The sequence below is a fragment of the Proteus sp. fly-1089 genome, from assembly GCF_040138965.1.
Classification (GTDB): domain Bacteria; phylum Pseudomonadota; class Gammaproteobacteria; order Enterobacterales; family Enterobacteriaceae; genus Proteus; species Proteus vulgaris_B.
Genome location: NZ_JBEETS010000004.1, coordinates 198,060 through 221,778, shown reverse-complemented (window position 1 = coordinate 221,778; position 23,719 = coordinate 198,060). Strand labels below are relative to the sequence as shown.

Sequence of the window (23,719 nt, the reverse complement as noted above, 5' to 3'; positions counted from 1 at the left end):
AGCTATTTTAACAAATAAAAAGTCGTAATTTTTACTTTCGTTCTATTAAATAAAATATTATCCACTTACACAATCAATCGATTGATTTATTGTTAAAATAAAGAATAAATTGTTAATTTTTTTAGGAGTTGAATATTTTAATAGAATTTCTGGTATAAAAGATAATTTTTATTGGAACATCCCACCAAATAAGCCACTATTTATTTTGATGATAAATCATCGAATTCTTCAATATTAAAATACTCATCCAGCCAACTAGAAATAAAAATAACACAGTAACAATTAATAGTTTTTTATATCATCCCCTTTGTCTTAATTATTAAAAATAGTAATAAATAAAAGTAAAAAAATAGATGTATTAATTACGCAATATAGATCTAATTAATTTTTACAATTTACTCTATTGATTTTATTACATTAAAAAGAAGAAGTAATGTATTTTGAGACGATGCCATTAGCACCACATTTTTAAATAAATAGTTATATTACCTACTTAAATAGATGTTAATTTAATCTATACAAGAGATACGAAGCTAGGAAAGCATAGAAATGGTAAGAAGGTATGCTCACCTAGCACCCAATCATTTAACTGAACATGCAAAGCAAATAGACAGTATTTTTGGTACTTGTGTCCCAAATCTGTCCCACTTAAGAAAAGTAGAGAATTTAAAATGAATGTAAGCGTTTGATTTTAAATGGTACGCCCTACAGGATTCGAACCTGTGACCTACGGCTTAGAAGGGCGTTATATACTGATTTCATTGAGTTTTATATAATTTCATGAGATTTCATCTTTTTGATTTACAAGGATTTATATACCTTGCATGATTTCAGCTAGTTTCATATCATTTCTTCGTTACTTGACCCGTTACTTGACCCGCAAACAACCCGTAAATGGAAATTAGTTATGGCTAGCGTATTACTGACTGATAGTAAAATACGAGGACTGAAACCAAAGAAATCTGCGTATTATACTTGGCAAGCATCAGCGACTAGAGGCACCGGACGCCTTGGTGTAAAAACATATCCATCTGGAAGAAAAGTTTTCGTCTACCGCTACTTCAAAGATGGAAAAGAGAAATTTATATCGCTTGGTGATTACCCTAATTTATCACTAGCAGATGCTGCAGTAAAATCCGTAGCAGCTGCTACCGAATCATCATCCCCAGAGAGAATAAAATATGAACACGCCACAGTAAAACAGCTTTTTGATGATTACATTGAAGATCAAAAACGACAAGGCAAGCGTTCATATGATAAAACTCAAAACAGACTAAATCAGGTTCTAGATAGTAAGCATATTGATGCCTCTATGCCTGCAAAAGATGTGACTCCAGATCATATAAAAAGAATACTTTCTGAGTTTATCTCCCGAGGTGCTTTGGCAGGTTCGAACAAAGTAAGAGCAAATCTACATGCGGTATTCAACTTCGGTTTGTTTGCCGATAATGATCCAGCAAAAATAAACGAGCGCGTTATTTATGGATTGGAACGAAATCCTGTCACTGTGGTTCCTAGACAAAAAGGTGCAGATAAAGCGTTAGATAGATTTTTATCATGGGATGAGTTGAAGCTATTATTAGAGCTATTCAATAAGCCCACCATCGAATGCCCTATTAACTCAGATTATGCGCGTCTATTTCTATTTTGCGTTTATTCCGCAGGACAAAGGCCATGGGAAATTCTGGCCAATACTCGCGACAATTGGGATAAAAAGAACAATACATTAACGGTTCCACCTCATATTTCAAAAACAGGCGATTATCATGTCATTCCACTGGTACAGCCTGCTATTGATATTCTTAATATCCAAGAACTATTGTATCCAACATCAAATTATCTTTTCCCTGCTGATACTAAAGAAAGACACTTGCTAACGTCTGAATACGCTAAACAATTAAATAAATTTTGTAAGAAAAATGAGTTTGAGAAATTTACACCTAGAGATGTGAGAAGAACATTCAAAACATTGGCTGGAGAAATGGGAATAAGTTCTGAGTTAAGGGATATGGTGCAAAACCACAAAAGACCAGGAGTTTCTCAAAAGCATTATGATAGATATGATTATTTAAGAGAAAAACGAGAAACGCTTGATACATGGTGTGAAAAACTATCGTCTCTAAAAGAAGCATAGTATTTATATATCATTTAAATTCCTTATTGTCGGATAGATGTAACCCACAATAAGGAATGCTAAAAATGAGAATGGCTCTATATGCCTGTCATTGTCATAGAAATCAGTTATCAACATTGAACTCTACAAATAAAAGAACAAAAATTGAGCATTTTAGTACAAAGTAACGTACACTGAATCACGATATCCCTATAATGGGTGAAAGATATGAAAGCTTTTAATGTGATAAGAATGTTTCAAGACGCACTAGTAGAAGTTACCTGCCCAAGTTGTTCTTATGTTGCCAAACAAAACAAACATAAACTTAAGAAAAACCTAATCTTATTGTGTCCGAATTGCGGTTACATGTTTTATTTCAATAAAATATAAAACTAAACTCAATATGCCAGTTGTTGCCGTAGACGTTGAACGACAACAACCAGCACATTTGCGCGAGTATTTTAATGAACGATTAGCGTTTTATCGTGAGAGAAGCAAGAAACTGCCAGATGGTAATTCAGTGCAGTATTTGAAAACGGAGTAGCGCCGATGCTCGATGGAACCGACCGAGTTATATAATCAATCAGTTATCAATTTCTGGTGTCTTATTGGTGTCCTGATTTTATATCACTTAAAAATACCAGAGCTCAAATCAATGAAATGCTCTAATGACAACTTACCTTCAAACTTGTCTCCATATTCCCGATTCATTGTCTGCATGTCTAGTTTGAATGATATATTCTTAAATTTACCTGATTTATTTATGGGAATTAATTTATTATCTAAAAAAAACTTAATAACTTTTTTATGCCCTTCAATATCATCAATATTTAAGTAAAAACACGCAACTCCAGATTCAGCATTATTCGTATATTTACAATGCTCGACTACGCTATTTAAAATTGCTTTTTGACATATTTTATCTGTGAACTCCGCATCATTAAAAAAATACATCCACTTACCAATTTTGTCGTTATTTATGTTATTACTTTCATTTTTAGATGAAAAATAAACCCAAAAATCATTTTCTCTAATCTTCATAAAACACCTAACTTATACATGATAATATTTTAGTGTAGCACTCTAATTATTATATTAAACTTCCTCTTGTTTTTGTCTACGCTCCTCTTCCACCTTCTGCGCTTCTGCCATCTCTCTCATTCTCACGTTATAGATTGATTGCTCAGGCATCTGTACACGGACAGAAATAAAACGACCGGCTGGAATATCAATCGGATCCCCGTCATTGAAATCGTCAATATCATTACGGGCGAACTTAGGTGCGTTGGGGTGAGTTCGGTGATAAGTTTTAACGAGGATAGAGCCATCTTTATTAACTTCAGAGTTAACCCAAATAAGTGGTTGTTTATTGACATCAAGTGGAATTTCAATACCACCATCGACACCGCCCCAACCTGCGTCTGAGTTAAAACCTAGTACACCTTCAATAAGATATTCACCCTGTTTTACTCGAGTAACAGTTGCACCTTCTGATTCGTCGTTAGTGGTGAATGTGCCGTCAGGATTAATGTTGATTACTGGGGAGGCTTTTTTGATGAAGCCTTGTGGGTCAGTGGTTGTATTTTTACTAGTCCATGCATAGTATTGTGATACTGTTCCATTCATATCCCAATGAACATTAAATGTAAAATCATTAAACGTGAACGCTCCCCAATGATTAGATCCTGCATAAAACCCAAGCATTCCAACCCCCCACCTTAAGTTACCACCTCCATAAGAGCGGATAAGCTGGGTTTTATCTATAGTTTTTGTTGGCTCAAGAGCATCAGCTAGAGTCGGTTCCCTATTGCCGATACCGTAGTCTCCAACAAGCATAAGAGTACCTGATTTTTTTGGTATCTGTATCCCGTTATAGCCCGATGCAGAATTTAATTCTATATTGGTTCCACCTGCATTACTGGTCGTTAATGATATTGATGTTTTACCATCCGCTGATTTTGAAGTTAGCTTCGTTGTTGCTTCTATCGCTGATATGAATGATTGTGTTTTTGATAAAGTTAAATCTGCTTTACTACCAATATCACCCTGCATCTTCTTAATGCTATCGAGTGTGATAACTTCACCATTTGGCATTTCAATTTTTGTCTGGCCAGTCTGAGTCATCCATGTATTCATTGAGTCGAGGAAATATTGCGTATACGCATTTATTGCAACCATGGTTCTAGCTGCATCACTATTATTATCTGGCTCAGTAATATGAATTGAGAATGTGGTGTTAGTTGCTGTGGCTAATGCAGGTTGTGCTAATACTAATTCAGTATCGGAATTAACGGATTTAATCATATACGGAATATTCGTATTTCCCGATTTAATTAAAATCGTCATTCCAATATTAATTGCTGGATTATTATTTTTAAATTTAGTGCCGGTTCCGCGGACAATAGCAGACCCTGACACTGCGTTAACAGTGCCTGTTGTATATATCATAATTTATTCCATAGTTTAATTAATTAAAAAATAACATCTTGATTATCTGGGAATACGATTATTCTGGCTCGCATAATAAAACGCGTCGTTTGATTGTCGAGTCGAGGAATTTTTATGCCTATGCTGGCAACACCTTCACCCGGACTTAATTCCAGCACAAACTCATTTACAGCATAAAAATCAGGCGTTGCTAGCCCTTCCATGTTGTAAGTGTTAGGTTTGGGCTGAATGATCCCATCAATATAGATATCGGCTTCTCCTCCATTATAACCGTAGCCGGGTGCGCGGTATGCAAATGCTGCTCTGTTCTCTACCCTGACACCATTATTTGGTATTCTTTCGTATGGATTTAATGCGCCTTGCACCCATATAAAACACTTTTGAGTTCTTCGTTTAACTTTAAATAATTCAACAATTTCACTATGAGGGAAAGAGAGACTACGATAAACATCTTGAGTAACTGTAACTATATTCCCTTCTAAGTTCTCAACATTTAACGTTCCGAGTATTTCACAACTCTTCTCAATAACAACATTTTTTAAACGTCCAGAAGTTGCCTCTATTTCTCCTCTTGCTTTTATATTCTGAAACTCAGCAAACCCATTTTTATTAATTATCCAACCTGATTTTCCCATCACATAATTATTTGATTGAATAACATTCCCTATTTTTGCGTTTGTAATAGAACCATCTTCAATAAATAAATCTCGAATAAACAATTGCCCATTTTTGGCATACATGAATAATTCCATCTTACCATTTGCTGGGTTATACCAAGCAAAGTTATTCGCGTTATAACCAAAGAAACTTTCAAGCTTTCCATTCTTAACTTGAGCGCTGATCACTTGTCCTGCTGCGTTATATTTAACTTTGTCATGAACAATCGTGATATTAATTGAGTGCGTGACAACACCATCGCCTGTCTGACTAAATTCAGCCTGCATTTTCTGGTTAATCAATCCCTCTTGCTGACCAAACTTAACTTGAATTTGTTCTTCAGATTTCGCTAGTGCCTTATCTGTTTTAGATATTGCCTCCTTGTTTGTCACAACATCAGCAGCAACACGAACAAGCTCTTCATCCGTTATTTGCAGTGAGCGGTTAGTTTTATCGAGGTTTTGATTGGTTTTATCTAAATTCTGGTTAGTAATTCCGAGGTTTTTGTTGGTACCGGCTAAATTGTTATTCGTGCTATCAATGCGCTGATTAGTTACACTGTTAGTTGTTGTTATCTCCGTTCTAATTTCAGTAGTTGTTTGCCCAAACGCCTGATCGAGTTTAGAAATAGATGTTTTAACTTCTTTGATTTCAGAGTTAAACGTGTTCTCTGCATCATTAATTGAAGAATAGAGTTGAGTAACGGTTTGCGCCCATGCCTCTTCTTGGGTTGCGTTAGCTTGCCATAACTCATTAATACCAGCCTGAGATTCGGCATGTTTTATTAGCAACTGTCTGAAATTACGATAGCTAGTGTTACTTAAAATAATTGCTGTCTCTGAGTTCCAATCCAGCTTTTTATCCAACTCTTTAAACGCGTCCGTTTCTCTAACTGTGTTATCTAAATCATCAAAAATATCTGAGGGTAATGAGACAGGAATACCCGAAGCTTCCACAAAAGATGATTTGCCATAACTATTGATGGTTCGGATATAGAAATAGTACGTGTGACCCGCTTTTAAATTCTCTTGCGTCCAGAAGTTTCCTTGGCCCACTTTGTTTGTTTTGGTGATTACTTCATTTTCAGAGAGATTAGCGAGTTTCTTTTCGCTAAACCAAAACTCAAAGGTATAACCAAAGACAGCACTATCGCCCTGTTTAGGTGATGCCGTTAAACTGAACATACCTGGTGTTATTTCAACACTTATCGGTGCTGGCGGGGCCTGAATAGCAAAATCACTAATAGCAGGCGCAGACATAGCACCGGCAACATTTATCGCTCTCACTTCGACACGATAAGTGCCTCTTGTTAAACCGTTAATATCAACACGTTCACCTGGTACCTGAATAGACTGTATAACCTTGCCATTCTGGAGAATATTAACCGTGTTATAACGAATATCAGATGCCACGTTCTGCCATGAGATATATCCCTGAACAATGTCTGTGACAGAAAGTGGAACAAAGGCCAGATTAATAGGTGCTGCAACGCCACCGGTGGGTAGTTTAGTGAATGGAGGTCTAACAAAGGGTTTACTGACTAAGTCCTCATAAATATAAGGACCATCTTCTTCGAGAGTAATTTCTACCCCCTCTGATGGGTGAAATTTCCAGTCAGCAATGCGAAATTCTAAATTGCTGATCCCCAACGAAGGCAATTCGAGTTTTACAACATCACCAGGGCGATAAGCATAACCATCTAAATTCATGCGCAATTGAATACGACGACCTGCGCGTTTTTTACGTAAATAGAGGTTGGCTAGTCGATTGGCTTGGTATGGACTAGTTACAAAACGATAGTCCATATTTTCTTTAATTTCTAAGCCGTCTTCTTCTATCCACTCCTCAATAACTACGGGTTCAAAATCAGTTTTGTTATATTGTTGCTCTGCATCAACAAAAGTACCGTAAATCGCATTAGTCGCATCACGCAAAGAAAGTTCTGGCGTCACCGTTACCGTATCGATAATTTGTGACTCATCAATTGTGAGTAATGCAGGTCCATTATAAACCTGCATCAAAATACCATGCTTACCTGCAATATAGGTCGGCTCACCAGCAATACATTTATGCATCATCTCTAATACAGAGGCAGGACTTTCTTCAAGTTCATAAGCGCCATTTAATGTATATCGAGGCTCATTTTTTCCATCTGGCGTTTGTACGGTTTCATCACAAATATCTGCTGCACTTTTAAATGCATCCCAATCAATATCGGAGTCTGGAACACCTAAGTAATGGCGGTAGTAATCTAATATGACCAAAGCCCCATTATTCGACCACTCTGTTTTCTCAGTGCGGGGATCGTAAATTTCTTTTCCCCATAGTTCGCTTTTGACATTAGGTACACCATAAGGAAATTTTTCTTGATCGAAACGTAATGTTAAGCGCAACCATGCAAGACCTCGACCAATCATATCTTCTTTCCATGATGGCGCTTTTTTTAATAAATAGGGATCTACTTCAGTTCTGCCATTATGAAACTCATATTGTGCGTTATCCCCTAAATCTTCAATTTTGTCATCGTTAAAATAAATTTGACCTAATTTATGTATGGGATGTGATGCTATGGCTAACGCCATGTAGAGCTCTTCATTTTCGTCTTGTTCTCCTTCCTCTTCTTCAGCAAAGAAAAGCAAACCTGACATCATTGTTTTACCTACAACCACCGTTTCCGGTGCAGAGGCTGAACGTAGCATTTGTTTACGTTCAGATTGGTCACGATAACCAGAACCAGGCACTTTATCTTTAAAGATAAACGCACTCGCCGCTTGAACAGCAATACCAGCAACAATCAATGCGGTACCCAAACCACCTGTGGCAATAACCCCCGCTATCATTAAGCCAGCAGAGACAACGCTTGTGACAGTCTTACCCATTTATTGTACCCTCCATGCTTTAATTGGTTTATTGCTCACGGCACGAACGCCATCCGTTGAAACAGCCCATAACTTACCCGCCCACAAAATGCCTAATGTTTTTCCTTCATCCCCTTCAAACATCACGATGTCGCCACGCCCAGCTTCGTTTGTTGGAATTTCATCAAAAAAACGACTCACAGCACCTTCCAATGTTCCGAACTCTTTTTGTAATACTCTGAATGCACCCATTTTTGTCTTATAGCGCCCACGAATGTTTTCGCAGGGATCGAAATCGCAAACAGCCATAACGCAATCAGAAGCAAACAAACAACAGTCATGCTCACCCCATGCAAAAGGGCGGTTAATGGCATTTTTCAAAGTTTCAGGTAGGCGGGTAGTCCATTGAGGGTGTCTCATGATTTTCTCCAGACAATAAAAAACCCGCCGGAGCGGGTTGATGAAAAAAGCGTATTTAATTACTTTTTATTTCTATTTTTTTGATTAAGAGCTTCTTATATTCTTCTAAATTTTTTATTTCACAGTCAATTTTTTTACTACTTTCTTCTAGATATTCCTTTGAGTACTGCTGTAATTCTTCAACTGTTTCTACTCGCCCTCCTTTTAAGTTTTCTATTTCTTCATTGGTATATTTAGGGCATCCCTCATACCATTCCTTATTGGAGTCAAAAGAATAAGTTGAAGCAGAAAAACAGAATAATAACGTTGCCGTAATAAATATATTTTTCATAGCAAACCTTTAATCATTTATAAATAAACACAGGTGCATTTTTTTTGCTACCCCAATAAATAGCTCTATCAGCCATCTGCGCCACATAACGAAATATCCTATCGCCCTTTTTTCGTTTAGACCATGATTCATCAGTAAATCTGTCAGGCAAACCATAAGACCAGCGTTCGAAACGGTTTGAAACAGTGACTGCTATTTCATTCTCTTCTCCCGTTGTCACACCAATTGTGGATATTTGTCCCGCAAATAAGACTTCAGCAATTGCAGGTTTTCCCTCTTCGTTTAATGCAACTAACATCAACTGTGCATTTCGCCCACGAACTCGCTCATTCATCACCTCACCAATTAAAGAAGAATCAAAACCTGAGAGTTTCATAATAAGCTGTTGCGGGCTTGTGGTCATATTTTCCCCCACAGACTCAATTGCACCAAACTGACCAACACCTTGGTAAATTTCACCTGCAATAATGATATTACCCACACCGGTATGCGCGCGCACCACGCCTGATTTTAGATCTAAACGAGAAGCTACAACCAAATAATATCCCTCATTAATTGCCTTAACCATGTCATTACTAAAGGGATGATATTTCATGTTAACGCCTCCTCGAATGATAAAGAAGTGCTGGTCAGTATGCCTGGTTTACGTTGGAAATTACCCTGATCATTGCTGGTTAGTTTAAAAATACCATAGGGCGTTTCATTTTCTATCAAATCATTTATTGCAGGTGCATAACGTAATATGGGGGCAATAGGAATTGTTGCATTTCCTTGTGCATCGCTGATCACATTAGCTGTCACTCGCTTTAGTTCATCATTTATCGTGATATAATCACCAGTACGTAAAACAATGCTATTGGGTAACCAGTCTTTACTCTCTAATAATTTTCCAGATTGATTGGGTTGGCTAACTTTAGGTTTACCGCGTTGAGTTAAACCAGAGCGCGCCCAATCACTAATTTTCACTCGACCACTTTCACCATCTAACTCGGCAACAAACGCCTCTAAAACCCTTGCTTGCTCATCGGTCAAATTATTAAATGACATACTGCAACGCCAACGAGAGCCGGGGAAGCGCACTGTCTGCACACTCCCCGTAAAGGTTGATGTAAAGGTTTTGCTGTTACTCACGAGTTGCCAACTTAATGTGGCTGGCACGATGGATTGTGGCCACGATAATATCGTTGCCATTTATCGTAGATTCCTTCTTAATGTTCCATTGGTTTGAAAGTCTCGCATAATGTCAGATTTAGCCTTTGATGCGCCTTGTTCTGCTCCCATTCTTGCTGCTTCCTGTATAGCTTGATAAAGCGCTTCATCGCCATTACCTGTTACGTGAAATGTTTGGTGAATAATGGTATCACCCGAAGCAATAGAGTTGCTTCCAGTTGCTCTAACACCTAAAGATCCATCAGGTCCACGTTTTAAAGGCATGATCGCCTCGCTTCCAGCTTCCCCCATCAAACCAAGATTAGGCGTACCGCCTTTTGCAAAGGCAAATAATGTTGGTGAACTAACTACCTGATTACTATATTGGCTAAGGCTTGATGAACTATAAACATCCCCTGTAGCGTTTGCTTTTACACCTGCTTTTCCCGCTTTAGCACCACTTGCCGCACCGCTACTGCCACCACCAAATACACCACCAAACAGTCCAGTTAAAGCATTAGTGATTTGGGCTTGAATGGCGATACGGATCAAATCTGAAATAATAGAACTAGCAATGGAAGCTGAAAAGTCTTTAACACCTTCGGAAAATGACTTTGTACGCATCAAAATACCAGTCATTGAATTCGCAGTTCTTTGTTCTATTGTATCAACCAAATTCATTTGCATGCGTTGCCACATTCCCTGCGAGGCATACAGCTCTTTACTTGATTGATATTGTGCTTCTTTTGACTTGTTTGTAGCCGCAATAACTAACTGCTCATAGCGCTCTTTGCTGACTAATCCATCTTCATAATAAGCCTGATAAAGTGCCTTTTGTTCTTCCAGTTGGTTTCTAAGTTGAATAACCGGATCTATTTCACCAAGAATGCTGATATTAGGGAGAGAAATCCCTTTTGCTTGCTCTGATAATCGATACTTTGTCGTATCTTGCGCCATTTGACGTCGTGCATATTGGTATTCTTTTTCAGTCAACAATTGTTGCTCAAAGAGTGATTTAAGCTCTTTGGTCATCTCTTGTTCATTTCGGATGGATGCGCGCATAGGAGAGTATTTTTCTGCTAACTCTGAACGCTGTTTCATGTGATTTTCAGCATTGAGTGTTTTTAATCGCTCATACTCTGCTTGCTTCATGCCACCTGCTTTCAAATTTTCCTGAAGCTTGCGCATTGTTTCCGATTCGCTTAAGGATATTCGCTCTAAACTTGCTGCGTGCTCTTGCTCTATTTGCATACGTAATTGATGATATTGGCTAACTTTTTGTGTAGAACCTTTGTTGCTTTCTAAATCATTACCACCTCCACTGCTACCGCCACTACCATCTCCTACTGGTTTATCTTCTTTAGTGGATTGGCTAAAAACGCCTGTTTTTAATGTACTCTCTCGGTTTGCAATTTTTTGCTTCCGAATTTCAATTTCTTTATCTATATCCTCGATTTCGCTTAATACTTTTCTTCGTCCTTTTGCAAACTCTTCAGAGTCTTTTCCCCAAAGGCTAACCGTGGCATAACCAAACCAACTGCCATTTTTTATCGAAGACATTTCGTCTTCACGTTTTTCTGAATAAGTAACCTGCTCTCCATACAAGCGCTTCTTTTCTGCCTCTAGTAGAGAGAGTTCTTCTTTTATTTCATCAAGTTGAACTTCTATTTTTACCTTAGAAAGACGCTGAAGCTCAGTAATAGTCTCGACAACAGCCCCTTTCATCCCTTCTATTTTCAACTTAGCCTCATCAGCTCTAGTTGCAAAGTAATAAATAGCTGAACCCGCTAAAGCCAACACACCCACTGGCCCACCTAAGGCGGAAACAACACTTCGGAGTCCTAAGCTAGATGCTCGCAATGCTCTTTGGCTATATGAAAGTCGATTATTAGCTGCTGTAAGCTGATCGGTATATTTGGATCTTAACGCTAATGCTTCCGCTTCCTGCCTCACAAGACGATTTCGCTCACTCGCTAATCCTTGCATCTGTAAACCATGCCGATTCATTATAGCGCTCTGTTGAGTCAATGCCTGACCTTGCTGAGCAAGTTTATTAATGGTGGCATCAGCTGAAGCAATCCCTCTTCTGGCGGTTTCAGCCTGTTGCTTAGCATTACTTCTGACTGCTGCTTCATTTTTCACCCATTCTTTGGTTTGCTCTTGAAGCCCTCTAGTCATTCTGGCACCAATGACAGGTAAAACAGCGTAAGTTGCAATGTTAGCTAAAGTTGAGAAGTTATTATTTAGTGCATTTACAGCGGAAGTAACATTCTGAACACCTGTACGTAAAGGACCATCGGCACTGGTACCGACTTTAATAGCCAAGCCTTCGAACGACTTTTCCATTAATTCTAAATCAGCATTTAGATTTTGTGCCCTTTTACCTGCTTGTTCATACGCCGTTTCAGTGTCAGTAAGTGCTTTGGTTAAATCGACAAGTTGATCTCTATTTTTAACTAAAATAGTACCTGCACTGACATTGGCGCGACCAAATATCTTTGTAGATGCAGTGGTAGAATAGTTTTTCTTATCGAGGTTTTCTAATGCAGTAGATAGACCGACAACTGAAGGGCGTAGATTTTTATCTGCCGAGCGCTCTAGGGCTAAGAACACGTTACGTAACATCGTACCGGCAACTTCAGCCTTAATCCCTTTTCCGGCTAAAACTTGGATTGAAGCATTAAGTTGCTCAAATGAAACACCGGCTTGAGAAGAAACGGTACCACTTTTCACAATGGCTTGGGCTGTTTCGTTTATTTCAGATGCACCATATTTCGCACCTGCTGCTAACACATTAATGTAACGCTCAGATGAGACAGCGGACTCACCAAACTGATTGAGACTTAAGGCAAGAGATTTCGCCGCATCGGCTAACTCAATACCTGAAGCTTGCGCCAAGGTAATCGATTTAGCCGTTACATCTTCCAAAGCACCTGCAGTCTGCAGTAATGACGGTTTTGCTGACGCAATAAGTTTCATGGCATCCGCGACTTTTATCGCACCAAACTCCGTCGTTCGCCCCATCTCTTGAGAAGCGAGGCTATACTCTTTCATGCGCTCAACCGAAGCACCGGTTATTGCGCTTAAATCAGAAATTGCCTGACTATACTTCCGAGAAATATTTAAAATGCTACCAATGGATAAACTCACCCCACCTAACATAGCAAGTCTTCCTGCAACATTTGTCACCTGATGACTGATTGAATAAAATCCATCTGCAACCGCTTTTGTTTCACGTTTTGCTTTATTAGAAAAACGCTCTGTTTCTCGCCCTGCATGATTTAATGCGCCGGATATATTGCTTCTAAAACTAGCGTCATTCAGCAATAGCCCAACCCGTAAATCGGCTAAATTTGTGGCCATAATCTTTATCTTCCTATCATTTTCATTACGTCAGAACACTGCTGTTCAACAGATTTATAGGTGGTTGTTGGTTGATGTGGATTTTCAGTAGAGGGAGGTGTATTTGATGGGGGTGTTGCACCTGATTTTTCTGATTTAAGCGTAAAATAAGCCTGCCAGCCTAACAAGGTGTTGGCAGGCAAATTGAGGACACAATACGGATCAATTTCCCCCAACTCTTCAGCAAGTTGATAAGCAAAATAGAGTAACGGGCTACCCGCTAGTTTTTTTTTGCCTCGTCTAACGTGCCAATGGAATGTTGCTTCACGACATTAATCGCTTCTATCAGTATGGCGTTATCGTGAACATTCACCAGCTCTTCAGGTTTGGGTAATAACGACTTATTGATTGGCTTACCTTCATCATCAACAAGGCAATTCAGCAACATACCTACGTTTCGTAATGATGCCTCACGTAATTTACCATGTTGATTTAATTCAGAAACCTCAAGTTCCAAATTCATCAACTCATTCGCCGTCATGCGACGAATGTTTACCTTTACTCCACATAGAATATCGACTTCGATAATTTGAGGTTTCGCTGTAAGTAAAGAGGCTTTTAATCCTTTCATTAACCCTGATCTCCTGTTGATGTTGCAGAAGAAGTTCCCCATACAAGGTTATTTTGTTTTCCTTTTACGGTGATCTGAATGGCTTCATTAGCCGGCGCGGAGATGTCATTTAATTCCCAGCCTGACAATGAAAGGATCATCGTTGCGGTACGTTTATTAGGAAGCTCACAATAGAACTGCACCGTTTCACGCTTTTCTGCTGCATTCAAGAACGCAACAAAGTTTTCATTTTCAGGGTCGTCAATAAAGCCTAACGACTTTTCAGGTCCTTCCGGTAAATCAGAGATAAATTGTTTGTTTTTATCAATGAGCGTCGTGACATCAACAAAACTTCCTGACTGACCAGTAGCACCTAGCGCCTTACAGTTAATCAGTGGTTTCATTTGCTCAACGGTATCACCTGCTTTACCAAATTTAACGACAGTACCAGCAGGTAGCATGGCGTATTCTGGCGATGTTTTTTGATCTGCCATTATTTTCACTCCTAAGTATATAAAGAAAGGGCATGGCGAATATGCTCAGTTAAGGTATTGAGCACCGCACGTTGGTTGTAATCGAGGGCTGGACGAATAAAAGGACTGGCAACTTGTTTGATGGTGCCGAACTCTTGAGCGCGAGCTTTCATATAATGAGGTTTTGTCGGTCCTACGGTGACCATGACAGCCCCATTCGTATTTTTTACTCGTGTCGTTTTGATGGTGATATTGTCTCGCATATGAGACTCAGTGCTTTTTGCATCAAACCCTGCATGCGCTTCCATATCATCTTTCACAACTTGCATGGCTTCTCGCCCTGCTTCACGTAATATCTTGGTTTTTAATTCAACTTCTAATTGCTTTAATTTTTGCCCTAATTCATCCAACCCTGTCACGCTAAGGTTGGTTATCACGTTGCATCCTCGGGATAAGTGATAATAAAATCACGATAAATGCGGTAGATTTTGCGATTTTCCGTTTGCTCAATCATGTCCTGCAGAAAATTGCCTCGCTGAACAGTTTGGACAGGGTAGTTGCCAATATAACCATGCACAACAGACTCCCATTCGCGACAAAGTTTAGATTCAAGCATCAGCGCTTTGGGATAATCATCAGGTATTTGAATAACGATTTGAAAACGGGCTTGAACAAGTGAGGTGTGGGCTAATCCCGCGTCTATCTTGGGGTCGCTAATTCGTTGATAGATAACCCCCTCTAATTTATCGGATGGGAGTTTTAACGGATAAGCTAACAACCCCGTAATACGTTCCAGATCAGCTTTAATATCAACTTCTATCATGTTGTATATTCGCCTCCGTGGTAATAATGGTTCTATCAGCCTGGTTTCGGTCAACAGCGCGTACAGTAAATAGTCGCCCCTGATAGCCCACCAGCCACCCCATATCAACATCAGAACGAGGGCGAATAGTGAAATGATAGGTTTCAATTACCTGATCTTGGTCTGCGGTACGGATCTTACGGTTCGACATTGATTCGGCTTTAGCCCATACCTCAGCCACTTTTTTTGAAACGACTTTTTCACTCCCGAAACCATCACGTTCTGTAACATAGTGAGAAAGGGAAATACGTTTGTTGAGTTCACCGGCTTTCATCATTCCTCACAAATTAATATGACGATAGGGGTCGAGCAGTAATTTAAATCCCGCTGGTAATATGGCTGTTTCTCTATTTTCATAGAAATTGCCAACGGCCAGCATAAGAGCCAATTCAATATCATCAGTGATTAATAAACCGTCAGGATCTTCCTCTGGTATATTTTCTTCATAAAGATGTCGATTGATATATCCTTCAGCTCGTTGTTTTGCCGCCATCAGATAAGTTTTTAGCAGTTCATCTTCGAAGGTATTATCTTCATCTAGCCGGCATTGTTGCTTTAACTTTTCCTGTGTGGGTAGTGGCATAAATCCCCCAATACCTGCGATCACCCAGATCGCAGGCACAAAAAAACCGCAATTAAGCGGTGACTGTTTTATCACTTGCTAATGCTTATTTCGTGCTACTGGCACCTTTACCTACTAATGCCTTAATAGCAGAAGTATCTTCAAGCACACAATCGAAGCGATGGAAAGCTAAGAAAGCTGTCTGATCATATTCTGCGTAACGTTCAACTAAACGCTTTAGAGTCATGTAGGTCACACGACGTAAAATGAATCGGTCAAAGTCACCGCAGAAGATGAATTTTTTACCCGCTTCCATTTTGTCGATCGCCTGATCAACTACATACTGCATACCTAAAATTTGTGCAGGGGCAACACCTGAAATGGATGGAAGCCATAAAGGGCGTTTTTGAGCATCTTCCATTAATTTTAGGTTTTTCAGTGTGTCATCATTAAAAGCAAGACGGAATTTAGGGCTATTACGGTAAGCGGGGTCAATTGCATGCTCTAATTCGGTAATATCTTTCCAACTTAATGAGGCACCAGCGACATCAACAGTATTAGTCACCGCTGTTTCCAAGCCTAATGGTTGTACAGGTGATCCCTTGCCTGTGCCTTTAATTAAATATTTTGCTTCACCACGGCCAATACGTTGAGCAATGCGTTTTGCTAAATAGGCTTGAATATCCACACCACTATCTTGTAACAACTCATTGGAAACACGAATAATTTTTGATGTGAGTTTTTTAGCCCCTAAAATGGCAGTACCAAACTCAACATCTTGTTCACCTGCTGCGGTGTTTTCGCCCAACAATTCTCCTTCTTCATCAGTTCCATCGGATGTTGACCAGGTAATATCTTGGCCTGTTGAAGTTGGTAAGATTTGAGCCACACTTGCAATACCGCTATAGGCTTTCATTTGGTCAACAATTTTATTTAACATCTGAGTAGGAACGGTATAGCCACCTTTCTCATCGGGCGAAGTACCCTGTGCACGAAGTTCTTTGACCGCTTGACGTTCTTCTGCAGTGAGTTCACCGAAACCACAACGCAGGAAGCGATCAAACGCTTGATTACGGCGCTCTGCTTGCTCTGTTTCAGGGTTATTCGGTTGTTGGCCACGCTGTTCTTTCTCTTTGTCATCAACCAAATCTTGATCTAATGAGCGTAGTTGCTCTTCACGCTGAATCTGAGCATCTAAATTTTCAAGTTCAGTTTGCGCTTTATTCCATTGAGTGCGTTGCTCTTCAGTCATTACACCATCACCCACTTTTTCGTGAATGGCGCGCATATCAATCGCGATAGTGTTACGTTTTTGTTTTAATTCATGAAGCTTCATAGTCATAGTATTACCTTATGCATTGAGTAAAGTCATAAGACGCTCACGCGCCAATTTTTGATTAATTGCTTTTTGAAGATCGCCACTGTCTCTGGCTTCTTTCCATGCATTCATTGAGCGAACCGCAGAGTCTGCATCTTGATATGCCGGATAGGTGACAGGGCTAACATCATAAAGTCGAGAAAACCGTGTTATTTCACGAATAACGACACCCTCATCATCTTGGTACCAATCCTCACCATCTCTGGCTACACGGAAGGCAAAAGAACTTTGGTTGATATCGCCACGTTGCATCGGTGCTAATACTAAATCACGAATAGTTTGTGTATCAGGTGCCGTTATATCGTAAACAAGTCCACGTTCATTGACGCTAAGCGACAAGGTTCCTGCGGTTGTTCGCCCTAAAATATAATTAGGATCGTGATTAAATAACCCGCGAACATCATCATTGAGTACATCATCAAACGCCCCTGGTTTAATAATTTCACGAAATCCATAAATCAGTTCAGATCGGGAGTCGAAGACAGAGCCTAAACCCACGATATGTGTCGGTTTATTTTCCTCTCCCGCCTCTGCCCGAACCTCACCGACATAACATCGTGTTTCTTTTTCACTGCTCATCGTTATCCCCTTTCGATTCTTCTGTTTTTCCCCCTGCGAACTGAGTGGCATTGACGCTCACTAACATTTCATCAAGACCATCAACAGGATTCATATCCTCAAAGGCACGCGCCTCATTACGGCTCATCCAACCATCTGTAATCGCAAAGTGGTAGAAATCAGCACGTTCTTTCGGTGTCCCTCGTAATAAACCCGCTAAATTAAATCGCACATAAAAGCCGGCTGTTCGCTCTTGGCGAGTAAATAAACGTCGATTTAATTCCTGCTCCCAGTTCACTACCCATGGCATGATGGTATGCCGTACAAATTGGATGGATTGTTCTGAGATGTTTGAGAAAGTGGCTTTTTCGAGGTCGTTAATCATGTGAGCTGGCACATTGAAGATCCCTGCAATCATTGAACGGTTAAGTTTTAACATATCAATCAATTGAGCATCGACAGGAGAAACCGTCAGTGCCTTGTAATCCAAGTCAGCAGGTAACAACATGGTTTTATTTTCTTGGCTTCTTAGCATTCGGGAAGCTTTTTGCCACATATCTTTCAGTCGTTCCCATCCAGCTGTTTGTAACTCACCTTTTACTGAAACAATCCCCGCAGGACGAGCATTCCCCCCAAAAAATGAGCTAGTGTACTTCTGCCCACTCATCCCCATGCCAATGGTTTCCGCATGTTGAATGATGGGGCTAATTCCCATTCTTTGATTGTTCCCCAACGCTCGAATATGGATCATGTCATCAGGACTAATGGCAAAATTACCCAATTCGTTATAAACGCCATACGTATATCGACCACCGGTATTAAGCAGTGTCGTTTCCCACGGCATACAAGCTTCTAAATTTGTCACCTCGCCTTTTCGGTTACGAATCACTTGGGTATAACCATTTCCCCAACCCAAAACATGACGCTCTTTTGTTTCACGCCATTTATAGCTGGTTTGCCACTCGTTAGGCTCATCATGAACTAAATAAAACAAAGGATGATCACGCGCAGTTTCTACCCTATTACCCGACTTTCGCATTACATGCAGTGGCATCTGGGCAATAGACGATGAAAGGACATAAATACAGGCATAGACTGCTGCTAATTTCATGGATGTTTCAGGGCTAACATATACATCAGCCGTAAATAATCCGTCATTATCAATAGAGTCAGCCGTAATAGGTGTGTTAGGGTTCTCTAAACTGGGTGAGTCGTTGCGAAATAGAGCATCAATTAACACGTTTCCCCCTCATAGCTACCGCCAAGGCATAGGTTATTGCAATGCAACCACCGATAATCAGCGTGTTAGCAACACCATATTTTAGATAACACCCCGCCATAACCGCACCAACGCCAGCCAGTGCAGTGATATCAAGTAATAAGTTTTTCATAGGAATAAAAGGTCTTCGTTAGGATCTAAAGAGGAAAGGAAGTCACCACCACTGCCACCATTCACCAATAATCGACTCATGCCTGTAAATAGTGCAACAGGGCCGTCAATTTTTGCCTCGGGTGTGGATTTATTAGGGAAAATATTGTCGTTTTTATCCGGTTTAACCGTGACGTTCGACATCATCCAGTTCATAACAGGGTGTTGGCCATGATGAAACTTACCCGCATAAACCAGTGCTTCAATCTCTTTCATGGATTCAGAAAAATTACGCACCGTTTGAGCAACCTCAACAAGAGGTAGCCCTTCTTCTGCCAGTGCTAAACTAAACTGAGTGGCACTCCACGGATCAAAGCCCAGCTCTTTTAAGTTTTCACCATCCACCCACGCGATAATTTCTTCTTTGATTTGAGCATGATCGACTACTTCGCCATCAGTTAATTCAAGACACCCCATATCTGCCCATTTTCGGTAAAGCTCAGCCATTTGGCGAGAACAGCGTTCTAATCTCTCCTCAGGTAACCAGAATTTAAAATCAGCATGAACGTGACCATTGGTAGGCTGTTGCCACACTTTTACTGCAGCACAAATATCAATCTTATTAGCGAGGTCAACGCCCACCCATAATGGATAGGTTTTTAATTCATGTTGAGGTGCGAGTTCAGGTGCATCATCCCACTTCATCATATCCATCCATGAAGATTCAGCTGTTACCCAAATATTCATGTGCTTAGTGAAGAAGTTAATCCGTGCAGAAACCTGCTCTTTGGCTTTCTTGGCTAAACGACGTAAATCATCCCAACGTTTACAAATACCGAGCCCCGGATTTGCCTTTTGCCACACCGTTTCATCAAAGGGATCATCGTCTTTATCTAGTGTATAGATAATGCCAAAGAAAGAATCATCATCCACTTGACCACGGAGAACCTTAATCGCGTAATCCCGTAACTCGTAACAAATCCCCTCTTTATTAAAACCCGCCGTAGTGATCCCAAAAAGAAGAGACTGCAGACGCGCACCGGTAGCAGTTTCTAATACGTCCCACACATCACGAGTTTTGTGTGCATGTAATTCATCAACAATGCCACAATGAATGTTTAAACCATCAAGATTATTAGCATCACTGGAAAGCGGTTCAAACTTCGAGGCAGTTTCTTCTTGATAAATAGCGAGTTTATTAAACTCAAATAAACGACCCAATGTCACTTTGGACTTCTTCAACATGTTCTTCGCATCTTCAAACACGATACGAGCCTGATCACGCGTTGTAGCTGCTGAGTAAACTTCTGCACCACCTTCACCATCAGCACCCGTCATATAAAGCCCAATACCGGATGACAATGTGGATTTTGCATTTTTTCGCGCCACCTCGTTATAAGCTGTCCGATATCGACGAACCATAACAGGACGTCCACTACCATCATTACGAAGGACTACTTCCCCCGTACTTTCATCAATTAATGGACGAACAAACCCAAAGATATTGATGAGAATAAAAATATGCCAATCCATCAAGTCTATGGGTTTGCCCGCCAATGCCCCTTTGACATGAGGAACGAATTTATAGAAATTCAAAATATGCTGAGCACGAGGTTCGCTAAACGTTATCCCTCGTTTTTCACCTTCCTTTAAATCATCGAGAAACCGCTGACAAGCAAGCTTAACTAATTCACCCGCGACAATTTTCCCCGTCACTACTTTCTCGGCATAACGAATGCCATCAATAACCTTTGCCATCATTAATCTCTCGCTTTTAAGAATGCAGTAAATGGATCCTCTTCTGTAGGAGTGTTCATCGTGACTTTTGTCCGTGAGGCGGGCGTCATACCAAATTCACTTAACATGGCACGAATGCGCTTCCATGCATCCGCCTTCATTGCAGCAGCGGGATGCGCTTTTTTTAATTTATCGCCCATCGATGAAAGGACTTCATAGGTGTAGCCTTCTTTATCCAGTGTTTCACAGTGTTGTCGATACTCAACATAAGCTTCAACCAACATTTCTAATGCCTTAGCATCAAGCGTGCTCATCACACCTAATGCGTTTAATTCTTCCCCCATTCGTTTAAACCAATACTTTCCCCGTTTACCAAAATACTTCGGAGTTGGGGGTACCCCTGATGGGGGTTTTGGCTCTTTTTTATTAATCGGTCGTTTTGATGGGTTCCCCCTCACCAATTGCAGATGTGACGGGGTTTTAGGCGGTCCAGCCATAATAGAAATCTCCTATCAATAATCGCTTGGGGTTCCCCAAAAAAAGTTTTCTAACCTGCGGTGATGTGAAAAGAGGTAAGGGGGCGGTCCTAGGTGGCGAGAGTGGTAGGGATTTTACCCGCCCCTCCCCTATGAATAATAGGGTTGCTTTAAGCTACGGAATTATTTCCCTTCCTTTGCTGTCTTAGTTCTATGACAGGGCCAGCACAGGCTTTGTAGGTTATCTTCTGCATCGGTACCCCCATGTGCTTTAGCAATGATGTGGTCAACCGTTTTTGCTTCAGTGGCTCGTCCTGCTCTTAAGCATTCTTGACAGAGATACTTATCACGCTTGAGTATACGAGCTCGTAACTTATCCCATTGAGTACCATAACCACGTTGATGACGAGACTTGCCACGTTGGTGGGTTTCCCATCCTAAGTTCTGATGATCTGCACAGTAACCGTTGCGTTCTGTTGTTGTCTTGGCGCATCTCTGTTTACGACATGCGCGAGGTATGCGAGGTGGCATGTTATTTCCTATAATTTAAAGGGCAGATATCTGCCATTTTAAAGAGGAGATTTCTCCCCTTTACTTCTGACTACACCACGTTTGGTTGTTTAGTTCACTCACCGCTTGTGACCATACTTGTTGCTGAGTTTCCATTACTCTTTTTAACTCATTGATAGCAACATCTTGTCGATTAGCTTGCATGCGTAAATCTGCCATTTAAGCCTTGATGTCTAGTTCTAACTTACCGCCAGTAATTACACCGCTGAATACGGCATCACTTGATGCACAGCACTTTAGCTTTCCCGCATCAATAACAGCATCTTTCATAAAACAATTACCTAAACCTGCAATAAAGAAATCATTGCTTTGCTCAGGCTTAACACTGACCTTGATACCTACATCTTGCATTGGTTGCTTAATGCGGATTAGTTGTTCTTCTAACTTATCTAGCTCACTTGTATCTACTGAGACTTTTAATTGAATAGTGTTATCTGACATATCTATCTCCAATAAAAAAACCACCAGTTATTAACTGATGGCTATCGATACAAACTCTATCAACGCCACTCAATGAATGACGTTTGTAGAATTAAATATGTTTATGTCTCTCCATAATAAGAAACGGTGATAATGCGACGAATTAAAAAGCCTCACTATTAAGTGAGGCTGTATTTATTTGAATAGATAGGGTTTTATAAACTAAAATTCATTAGCGTATGGGAATTCAATACCTTGAACCATTTTAATCATATAATCTTCATCTTGCGCTACATCCATAGGATATGCTGAAGTATCGTCTGTTGACCAATCGTCTCTCGTGGAATTAATCACAGGAATAAAGTTATACAAAAATAATTTATTCTCCAAACAAAAAACCACGAAATAATTGTCTCGACCTAAAATAGGATCTTGTTGCCAATGACCAACAGGACCAACAGACTTTGGAAATGAACGTCGAATAACAGAAATAAGTAAAGCACCTTGATAATATTCTCCAAGCGGAGTACGTACCATCCCCTTAATTTGGTCTGACGTTAATTCAACATACTCTTGTGTATCTTTTCCATCATTTTTAATAGTTAACATATTCACTACTCCTTTAGTGTTTATTATGAAGTTATCTTAACCTCACACTTTCATACCTTTAATTACTTAAAGGTACTGTTTAAATATACATTACTTATTGTTTATTGATCTAAGAACTGTCCCAATAGTAAATAATCTTCGTCATGCTTTTTTTCTAAAAAATAGCGTTGATTATTAATAGATTGCCTTAGTAGATATTGGTAACTTATTGTTTTCACGCATACTAGTGAAAGCCCTGTGGGAGCCCAAACTCACAGGGTTATTTTTATATTGCGTTTTTTATTTAGGTAAGAAATAGGTTAATCAGAATTATCAATCTGGTATATATACTTACTTAAGCTATAGTAAGCAAGTATCGCTATACTTTGATTAATATCTTGCTAGTTTGCCCATGCACCCATGCTGGGCTTTTTTTTAGTTCACACACTCCGTTTTAATGTAATCCTGCAATCCCAATATTACTTGCTCTGATTCTGCAATTCGCTCTCAGAATAACCAATAATTTCTGATTGTGGTGTTAGTAGGTCTGATGGTGGTTGCATCATCACGTATCACTACGCTACCTTAATCACTTACGGCTTCCCCGTCAGCCTGATGAAATCAACCATCCTTTCTACAGATACAAAAACACCAGCTATTAACTAGTGGCTATGAACCTTTACAAATATAAAATGGCTATTATTTAAGCAACGGAGTACGGTTGATGTTCCAGTGAAGAGCGACCTGTTCACTTGGGCAAAATAATAAGATCCATGTTATCTAAAACATTCAGACCCC

The 23,719-nt window shown here is 39.9% G+C and carries 28 protein-coding genes and 2 pseudogenes; 4 read left to right on the top strand and 26 right to left on the bottom strand.

Annotated features, from left to right (window positions below):
• Positions 1-537: 537 nt before the first annotated feature.
• The 4 genes and pseudogenes from ABN080_RS11685 to ABN080_RS11675 form a co-directional block, all read left to right on the top strand.
• Positions 538-675: pseudogene (locus ABN080_RS11685) on the top strand (integrase); the annotation flags it as partial.
• Positions 676-907: 232 nt separating this feature from the next.
• Positions 908-2,134 carry a tyrosine-type recombinase/integrase gene (locus tag ABN080_RS11680; protein WP_109409634.1) on the top strand — a complete coding sequence of 409 codons (1,227 nt, stop codon included), beginning with the start codon at positions 908-910 and terminating at the stop codon, positions 2,132-2,134.
• 207 nt (positions 2,135-2,341) lie between these two features.
• Positions 2,342-2,503: a YnfU family zinc-binding protein gene (locus tag ABN080_RS18250; protein ID WP_215534280.1), complete on the top strand. Its 162-nt coding sequence runs from the start codon at positions 2,342-2,344 to the stop codon at positions 2,501-2,503.
• Positions 2,469-2,657 (top strand): DNA polymerase III subunit theta, encoded by a 189-nt coding sequence (locus ABN080_RS11675; RefSeq protein WP_323368232.1) that lies wholly within the window; start codon positions 2,469-2,471, stop codon positions 2,655-2,657. Before ABN080_RS18250 ends, ABN080_RS11675 begins: the two co-directional genes overlap by 35 nt.
• An 83-nt stretch (positions 2,658-2,740) precedes the next feature.
• On the opposite strand, the gene ABN080_RS11670 is transcribed toward ABN080_RS11675, so the two are convergent.
• The 26 genes and pseudogenes from ABN080_RS11670 to ABN080_RS11545 form a co-directional block, all read right to left on the bottom strand.
• On the bottom strand, positions 2,741-3,154 hold the full coding sequence (locus ABN080_RS11670; protein WP_109409632.1) for a hypothetical protein: 414 nt from the start codon (positions 3,152-3,154) through the stop codon (positions 2,741-2,743).
• Between the two features lie 54 nt (positions 3,155-3,208).
• On the bottom strand, positions 3,209-4,561 hold the full coding sequence (locus tag ABN080_RS11665; protein WP_349441106.1) for a phage tail fiber protein: 1,353 nt from the start codon (positions 4,559-4,561) through the stop codon (positions 3,209-3,211).
• A gap of 23 nt (positions 4,562-4,584) precedes the next feature.
• On the bottom strand, positions 4,585-8,097 hold the full coding sequence (locus tag ABN080_RS11660; protein WP_349441105.1) for a phage tail tip fiber protein: 3,513 nt from the start codon (positions 8,095-8,097) through the stop codon (positions 4,585-4,587).
• Positions 8,098-8,496 (bottom strand): DUF6950 family protein, encoded by a 399-nt coding sequence (locus ABN080_RS11655; protein WP_349441104.1) that lies wholly within the window; start codon positions 8,494-8,496, stop codon positions 8,098-8,100.
• Positions 8,497-8,551: 55 nt separating this feature from the next.
• The gene (locus ABN080_RS11650; RefSeq protein WP_247850221.1) at positions 8,552-8,827 is read right to left on the bottom strand and encodes a hypothetical protein; all 276 of its coding nucleotides are present in this window, start codon (positions 8,825-8,827) and stop codon (positions 8,552-8,554) included.
• A 13-nt stretch (positions 8,828-8,840) separates the two neighbouring features.
• Complete coding sequence (locus tag ABN080_RS11645) at positions 8,841-9,422, bottom strand: hypothetical protein (protein ID WP_247850222.1); 582 nt, start codon at positions 9,420-9,422, stop codon at positions 8,841-8,843.
• Entirely contained in the window at positions 9,419-10,018 is a 600-nt protein-coding gene (locus tag ABN080_RS11640) for a hypothetical protein (protein ID WP_247850223.1), read from the bottom strand. The genes ABN080_RS11645 and ABN080_RS11640 overlap by 4 nt, the downstream gene beginning before the upstream one ends.
• Entirely contained in the window at positions 10,019-13,339 is a 3,321-nt protein-coding gene (locus tag ABN080_RS11635; protein WP_349441103.1) for a phage tail tape measure protein, read from the bottom strand.
• Between the two features lie 5 nt (positions 13,340-13,344).
• Positions 13,345-13,554, bottom strand: coding sequence for a tail assembly chaperone (locus ABN080_RS11630; RefSeq protein WP_247850225.1), 210 nt, complete (start codon positions 13,552-13,554; stop codon positions 13,345-13,347).
• A gap of 44 nt (positions 13,555-13,598) precedes the next feature.
• Positions 13,599-13,949, bottom strand: a complete 351-nt coding sequence (locus ABN080_RS11625; protein WP_109848304.1) for a phage tail protein — start codon at positions 13,947-13,949, stop codon at positions 13,599-13,601.
• Complete coding sequence (locus ABN080_RS11620; protein ID WP_247850226.1) at positions 13,949-14,422, bottom strand: phage tail protein; 474 nt, start codon at positions 14,420-14,422, stop codon at positions 13,949-13,951. The genes ABN080_RS11625 and ABN080_RS11620 overlap by 1 nt, the downstream gene beginning before the upstream one ends.
• A gap of 11 nt (positions 14,423-14,433) precedes the next feature.
• Entirely contained in the window at positions 14,434-14,835 is a 402-nt protein-coding gene (locus tag ABN080_RS11615; protein ID WP_247851230.1) for an HK97-gp10 family putative phage morphogenesis protein, read from the bottom strand.
• Positions 14,835-15,224 carry a hypothetical protein gene (locus ABN080_RS11610; protein ID WP_349441102.1) on the bottom strand — a complete coding sequence of 130 codons (390 nt, stop codon included), beginning with the start codon at positions 15,222-15,224 and terminating at the stop codon, positions 14,835-14,837. Before ABN080_RS11610 ends, ABN080_RS11615 begins: the two co-directional genes overlap by 1 nt.
• Positions 15,211-15,537: a phage head closure protein gene (locus ABN080_RS11605; RefSeq protein WP_349441101.1), complete on the bottom strand. Its 327-nt coding sequence runs from the start codon at positions 15,535-15,537 to the stop codon at positions 15,211-15,213. The genes ABN080_RS11610 and ABN080_RS11605 overlap by 14 nt, the downstream gene beginning before the upstream one ends.
• Positions 15,538-15,543: 6 nt before the next feature.
• On the bottom strand, positions 15,544-15,885 hold the full coding sequence (locus ABN080_RS11600; RefSeq protein ID WP_432652192.1) for a head-tail connector protein: 342 nt from the start codon (positions 15,883-15,885) through the stop codon (positions 15,544-15,546).
• Between the two features lie 46 nt (positions 15,886-15,931).
• Positions 15,932-17,161 (bottom strand): phage major capsid protein, encoded by a 1,230-nt coding sequence (locus ABN080_RS11595; RefSeq protein ID WP_247851232.1) that lies wholly within the window; start codon positions 17,159-17,161, stop codon positions 15,932-15,934.
• Positions 17,162-17,176: 15 nt separating this feature from the next.
• On the bottom strand, positions 17,177-17,782 hold the full coding sequence (locus ABN080_RS11590) for an HK97 family phage prohead protease (RefSeq protein ID WP_006533922.1): 606 nt from the start codon (positions 17,780-17,782) through the stop codon (positions 17,177-17,179).
• The gene (locus tag ABN080_RS11585) at positions 17,772-19,001 is read right to left on the bottom strand and encodes a phage portal protein (protein ID WP_109848309.1); all 1,230 of its coding nucleotides are present in this window, start codon (positions 18,999-19,001) and stop codon (positions 17,772-17,774) included. Before ABN080_RS11585 ends, ABN080_RS11590 begins: the two co-directional genes overlap by 11 nt.
• Positions 18,991-19,152 carry a hypothetical protein gene (locus ABN080_RS11580; protein ID WP_006533924.1) on the bottom strand — a complete coding sequence of 54 codons (162 nt, stop codon included), beginning with the start codon at positions 19,150-19,152 and terminating at the stop codon, positions 18,991-18,993. The genes ABN080_RS11585 and ABN080_RS11580 overlap by 11 nt, the downstream gene beginning before the upstream one ends.
• Positions 19,149-20,888, bottom strand: a complete 1,740-nt coding sequence (locus ABN080_RS11575; RefSeq protein WP_349441100.1) for a terminase large subunit — start codon at positions 20,886-20,888, stop codon at positions 19,149-19,151. Before ABN080_RS11575 ends, ABN080_RS11580 begins: the two co-directional genes overlap by 4 nt.
• Before the next feature lie 2 nt (positions 20,889-20,890).
• A complete protein-coding gene (locus ABN080_RS11570) occupies positions 20,891-21,364 on the bottom strand; it encodes a phage terminase small subunit P27 family (protein WP_349441099.1) in 474 nt (157 codons plus the stop codon).
• Between the two features lie 162 nt (positions 21,365-21,526).
• On the bottom strand, positions 21,527-21,874 hold the full coding sequence (locus ABN080_RS11565) for an HNH endonuclease (protein ID WP_349441098.1): 348 nt from the start codon (positions 21,872-21,874) through the stop codon (positions 21,527-21,529).
• A gap of 60 nt (positions 21,875-21,934) precedes the next feature.
• A complete protein-coding gene (locus ABN080_RS11560; protein WP_349441097.1) occupies positions 21,935-22,072 on the bottom strand; it encodes a hypothetical protein in 138 nt (45 codons plus the stop codon).
• Positions 22,073-22,354: a hypothetical protein gene (locus ABN080_RS11555; protein ID WP_349441096.1), complete on the bottom strand. Its 282-nt coding sequence runs from the start codon at positions 22,352-22,354 to the stop codon at positions 22,073-22,075. It lies immediately after the preceding gene.
• Positions 22,355-22,555: 201 nt separating this feature from the next.
• Positions 22,556-22,942 carry a hypothetical protein gene (locus ABN080_RS11550; RefSeq protein ID WP_247850235.1) on the bottom strand — a complete coding sequence of 129 codons (387 nt, stop codon included), beginning with the start codon at positions 22,940-22,942 and terminating at the stop codon, positions 22,556-22,558.
• Between the two features lie 414 nt (positions 22,943-23,356).
• Positions 23,357-23,488, bottom strand: a pseudogene (locus ABN080_RS11545) (lysis protein); the annotation flags it as partial.
• Between the last annotated feature and the right edge of the window lie 231 nt (positions 23,489-23,719).

Excerpts from the sequence above, each read along its gene's own strand:
- ABN080_RS11550 (WP_247850235.1), bottom strand. The coding sequence starts at position 22,942 with ATGTTAACTATTAAAAATGATGGAAAAGATACACAAGAGTATGTTGAA.
- ABN080_RS11590 (WP_006533922.1), bottom strand. The coding sequence starts at position 17,782 with ATGAGCAGTGAAAAAGAAACACGATGTTATGTCGGTGAGGTTCGGGCA.
- ABN080_RS11595 (WP_247851232.1), bottom strand. The coding sequence starts at position 17,161 with ATGAAGCTTCATGAATTAAAACAAAAACGTAACACTATCGCGATTGAT.
- ABN080_RS11660 (WP_349441105.1), bottom strand. The coding sequence starts at position 8,097 with ATGGGTAAGACTGTCACAAGCGTTGTCTCTGCTGGCTTAATGATAGCG.
- ABN080_RS11665 (WP_349441106.1), bottom strand. The coding sequence starts at position 4,561 with ATGATATATACAACAGGCACTGTTAACGCAGTGTCAGGGTCTGCTATT.
- ABN080_RS11565 (WP_349441098.1), bottom strand. The coding sequence starts at position 21,874 with ATGCCACCTCGCATACCTCGCGCATGTCGTAAACAGAGATGCGCCAAG.
- ABN080_RS18250 (WP_215534280.1), top strand. The coding sequence starts at position 2,342 with ATGAAAGCTTTTAATGTGATAAGAATGTTTCAAGACGCACTAGTAGAA.
- ABN080_RS11555 (WP_349441096.1), bottom strand. The coding sequence starts at position 22,354 with ATGTCAGATAACACTATTCAATTAAAAGTCTCAGTAGATACAAGTGAG.
- ABN080_RS11640 (WP_247850223.1), bottom strand. The coding sequence starts at position 10,018 with ATGGCAACGATATTATCGTGGCCACAATCCATCGTGCCAGCCACATTA.
- ABN080_RS11625 (WP_109848304.1), bottom strand. The coding sequence starts at position 13,949 with ATGAAAGGATTAAAAGCCTCTTTACTTACAGCGAAACCTCAAATTATC.
- ABN080_RS11635 (WP_349441103.1), bottom strand. The coding sequence starts at position 13,339 with ATGGCCACAAATTTAGCCGATTTACGGGTTGGGCTATTGCTGAATGAC.
- ABN080_RS11655 (WP_349441104.1), bottom strand. The coding sequence starts at position 8,496 with ATGAGACACCCTCAATGGACTACCCGCCTACCTGAAACTTTGAAAAAT.
- ABN080_RS11560 (WP_349441097.1), bottom strand. The coding sequence starts at position 22,072 with ATGGCAGATTTACGCATGCAAGCTAATCGACAAGATGTTGCTATCAAT.
- ABN080_RS11645 (WP_247850222.1), bottom strand. The coding sequence starts at position 9,422 with ATGAAATATCATCCCTTTAGTAATGACATGGTTAAGGCAATTAATGAG.
- ABN080_RS11610 (WP_349441102.1), bottom strand. The coding sequence starts at position 15,224 with ATGATAGAAGTTGATATTAAAGCTGATCTGGAACGTATTACGGGGTTG.
- ABN080_RS11650 (WP_247850221.1), bottom strand. The coding sequence starts at position 8,827 with ATGAAAAATATATTTATTACGGCAACGTTATTATTCTGTTTTTCTGCT.
- ABN080_RS11575 (WP_349441100.1), bottom strand. The coding sequence starts at position 20,888 with ATGGCAAAGGTTATTGATGGCATTCGTTATGCCGAGAAAGTAGTGACG.
- ABN080_RS11570 (WP_349441099.1), bottom strand. The coding sequence starts at position 21,364 with ATGGCTGGACCGCCTAAAACCCCGTCACATCTGCAATTGGTGAGGGGG.
- ABN080_RS11670 (WP_109409632.1), bottom strand. The coding sequence starts at position 3,154 with ATGAAGATTAGAGAAAATGATTTTTGGGTTTATTTTTCATCTAAAAAT.
- ABN080_RS11605 (WP_349441101.1), bottom strand. The coding sequence starts at position 15,537 with ATGAAAGCCGGTGAACTCAACAAACGTATTTCCCTTTCTCACTATGTT.
- ABN080_RS11680 (WP_109409634.1), top strand. The coding sequence starts at position 908 with ATGGCTAGCGTATTACTGACTGATAGTAAAATACGAGGACTGAAACCA.
- ABN080_RS11620 (WP_247850226.1), bottom strand. The coding sequence starts at position 14,422 with ATGGCAGATCAAAAAACATCGCCAGAATACGCCATGCTACCTGCTGGT.
- ABN080_RS11580 (WP_006533924.1), bottom strand. The coding sequence starts at position 19,152 with ATGAAAAACTTATTACTTGATATCACTGCACTGGCTGGCGTTGGTGCG.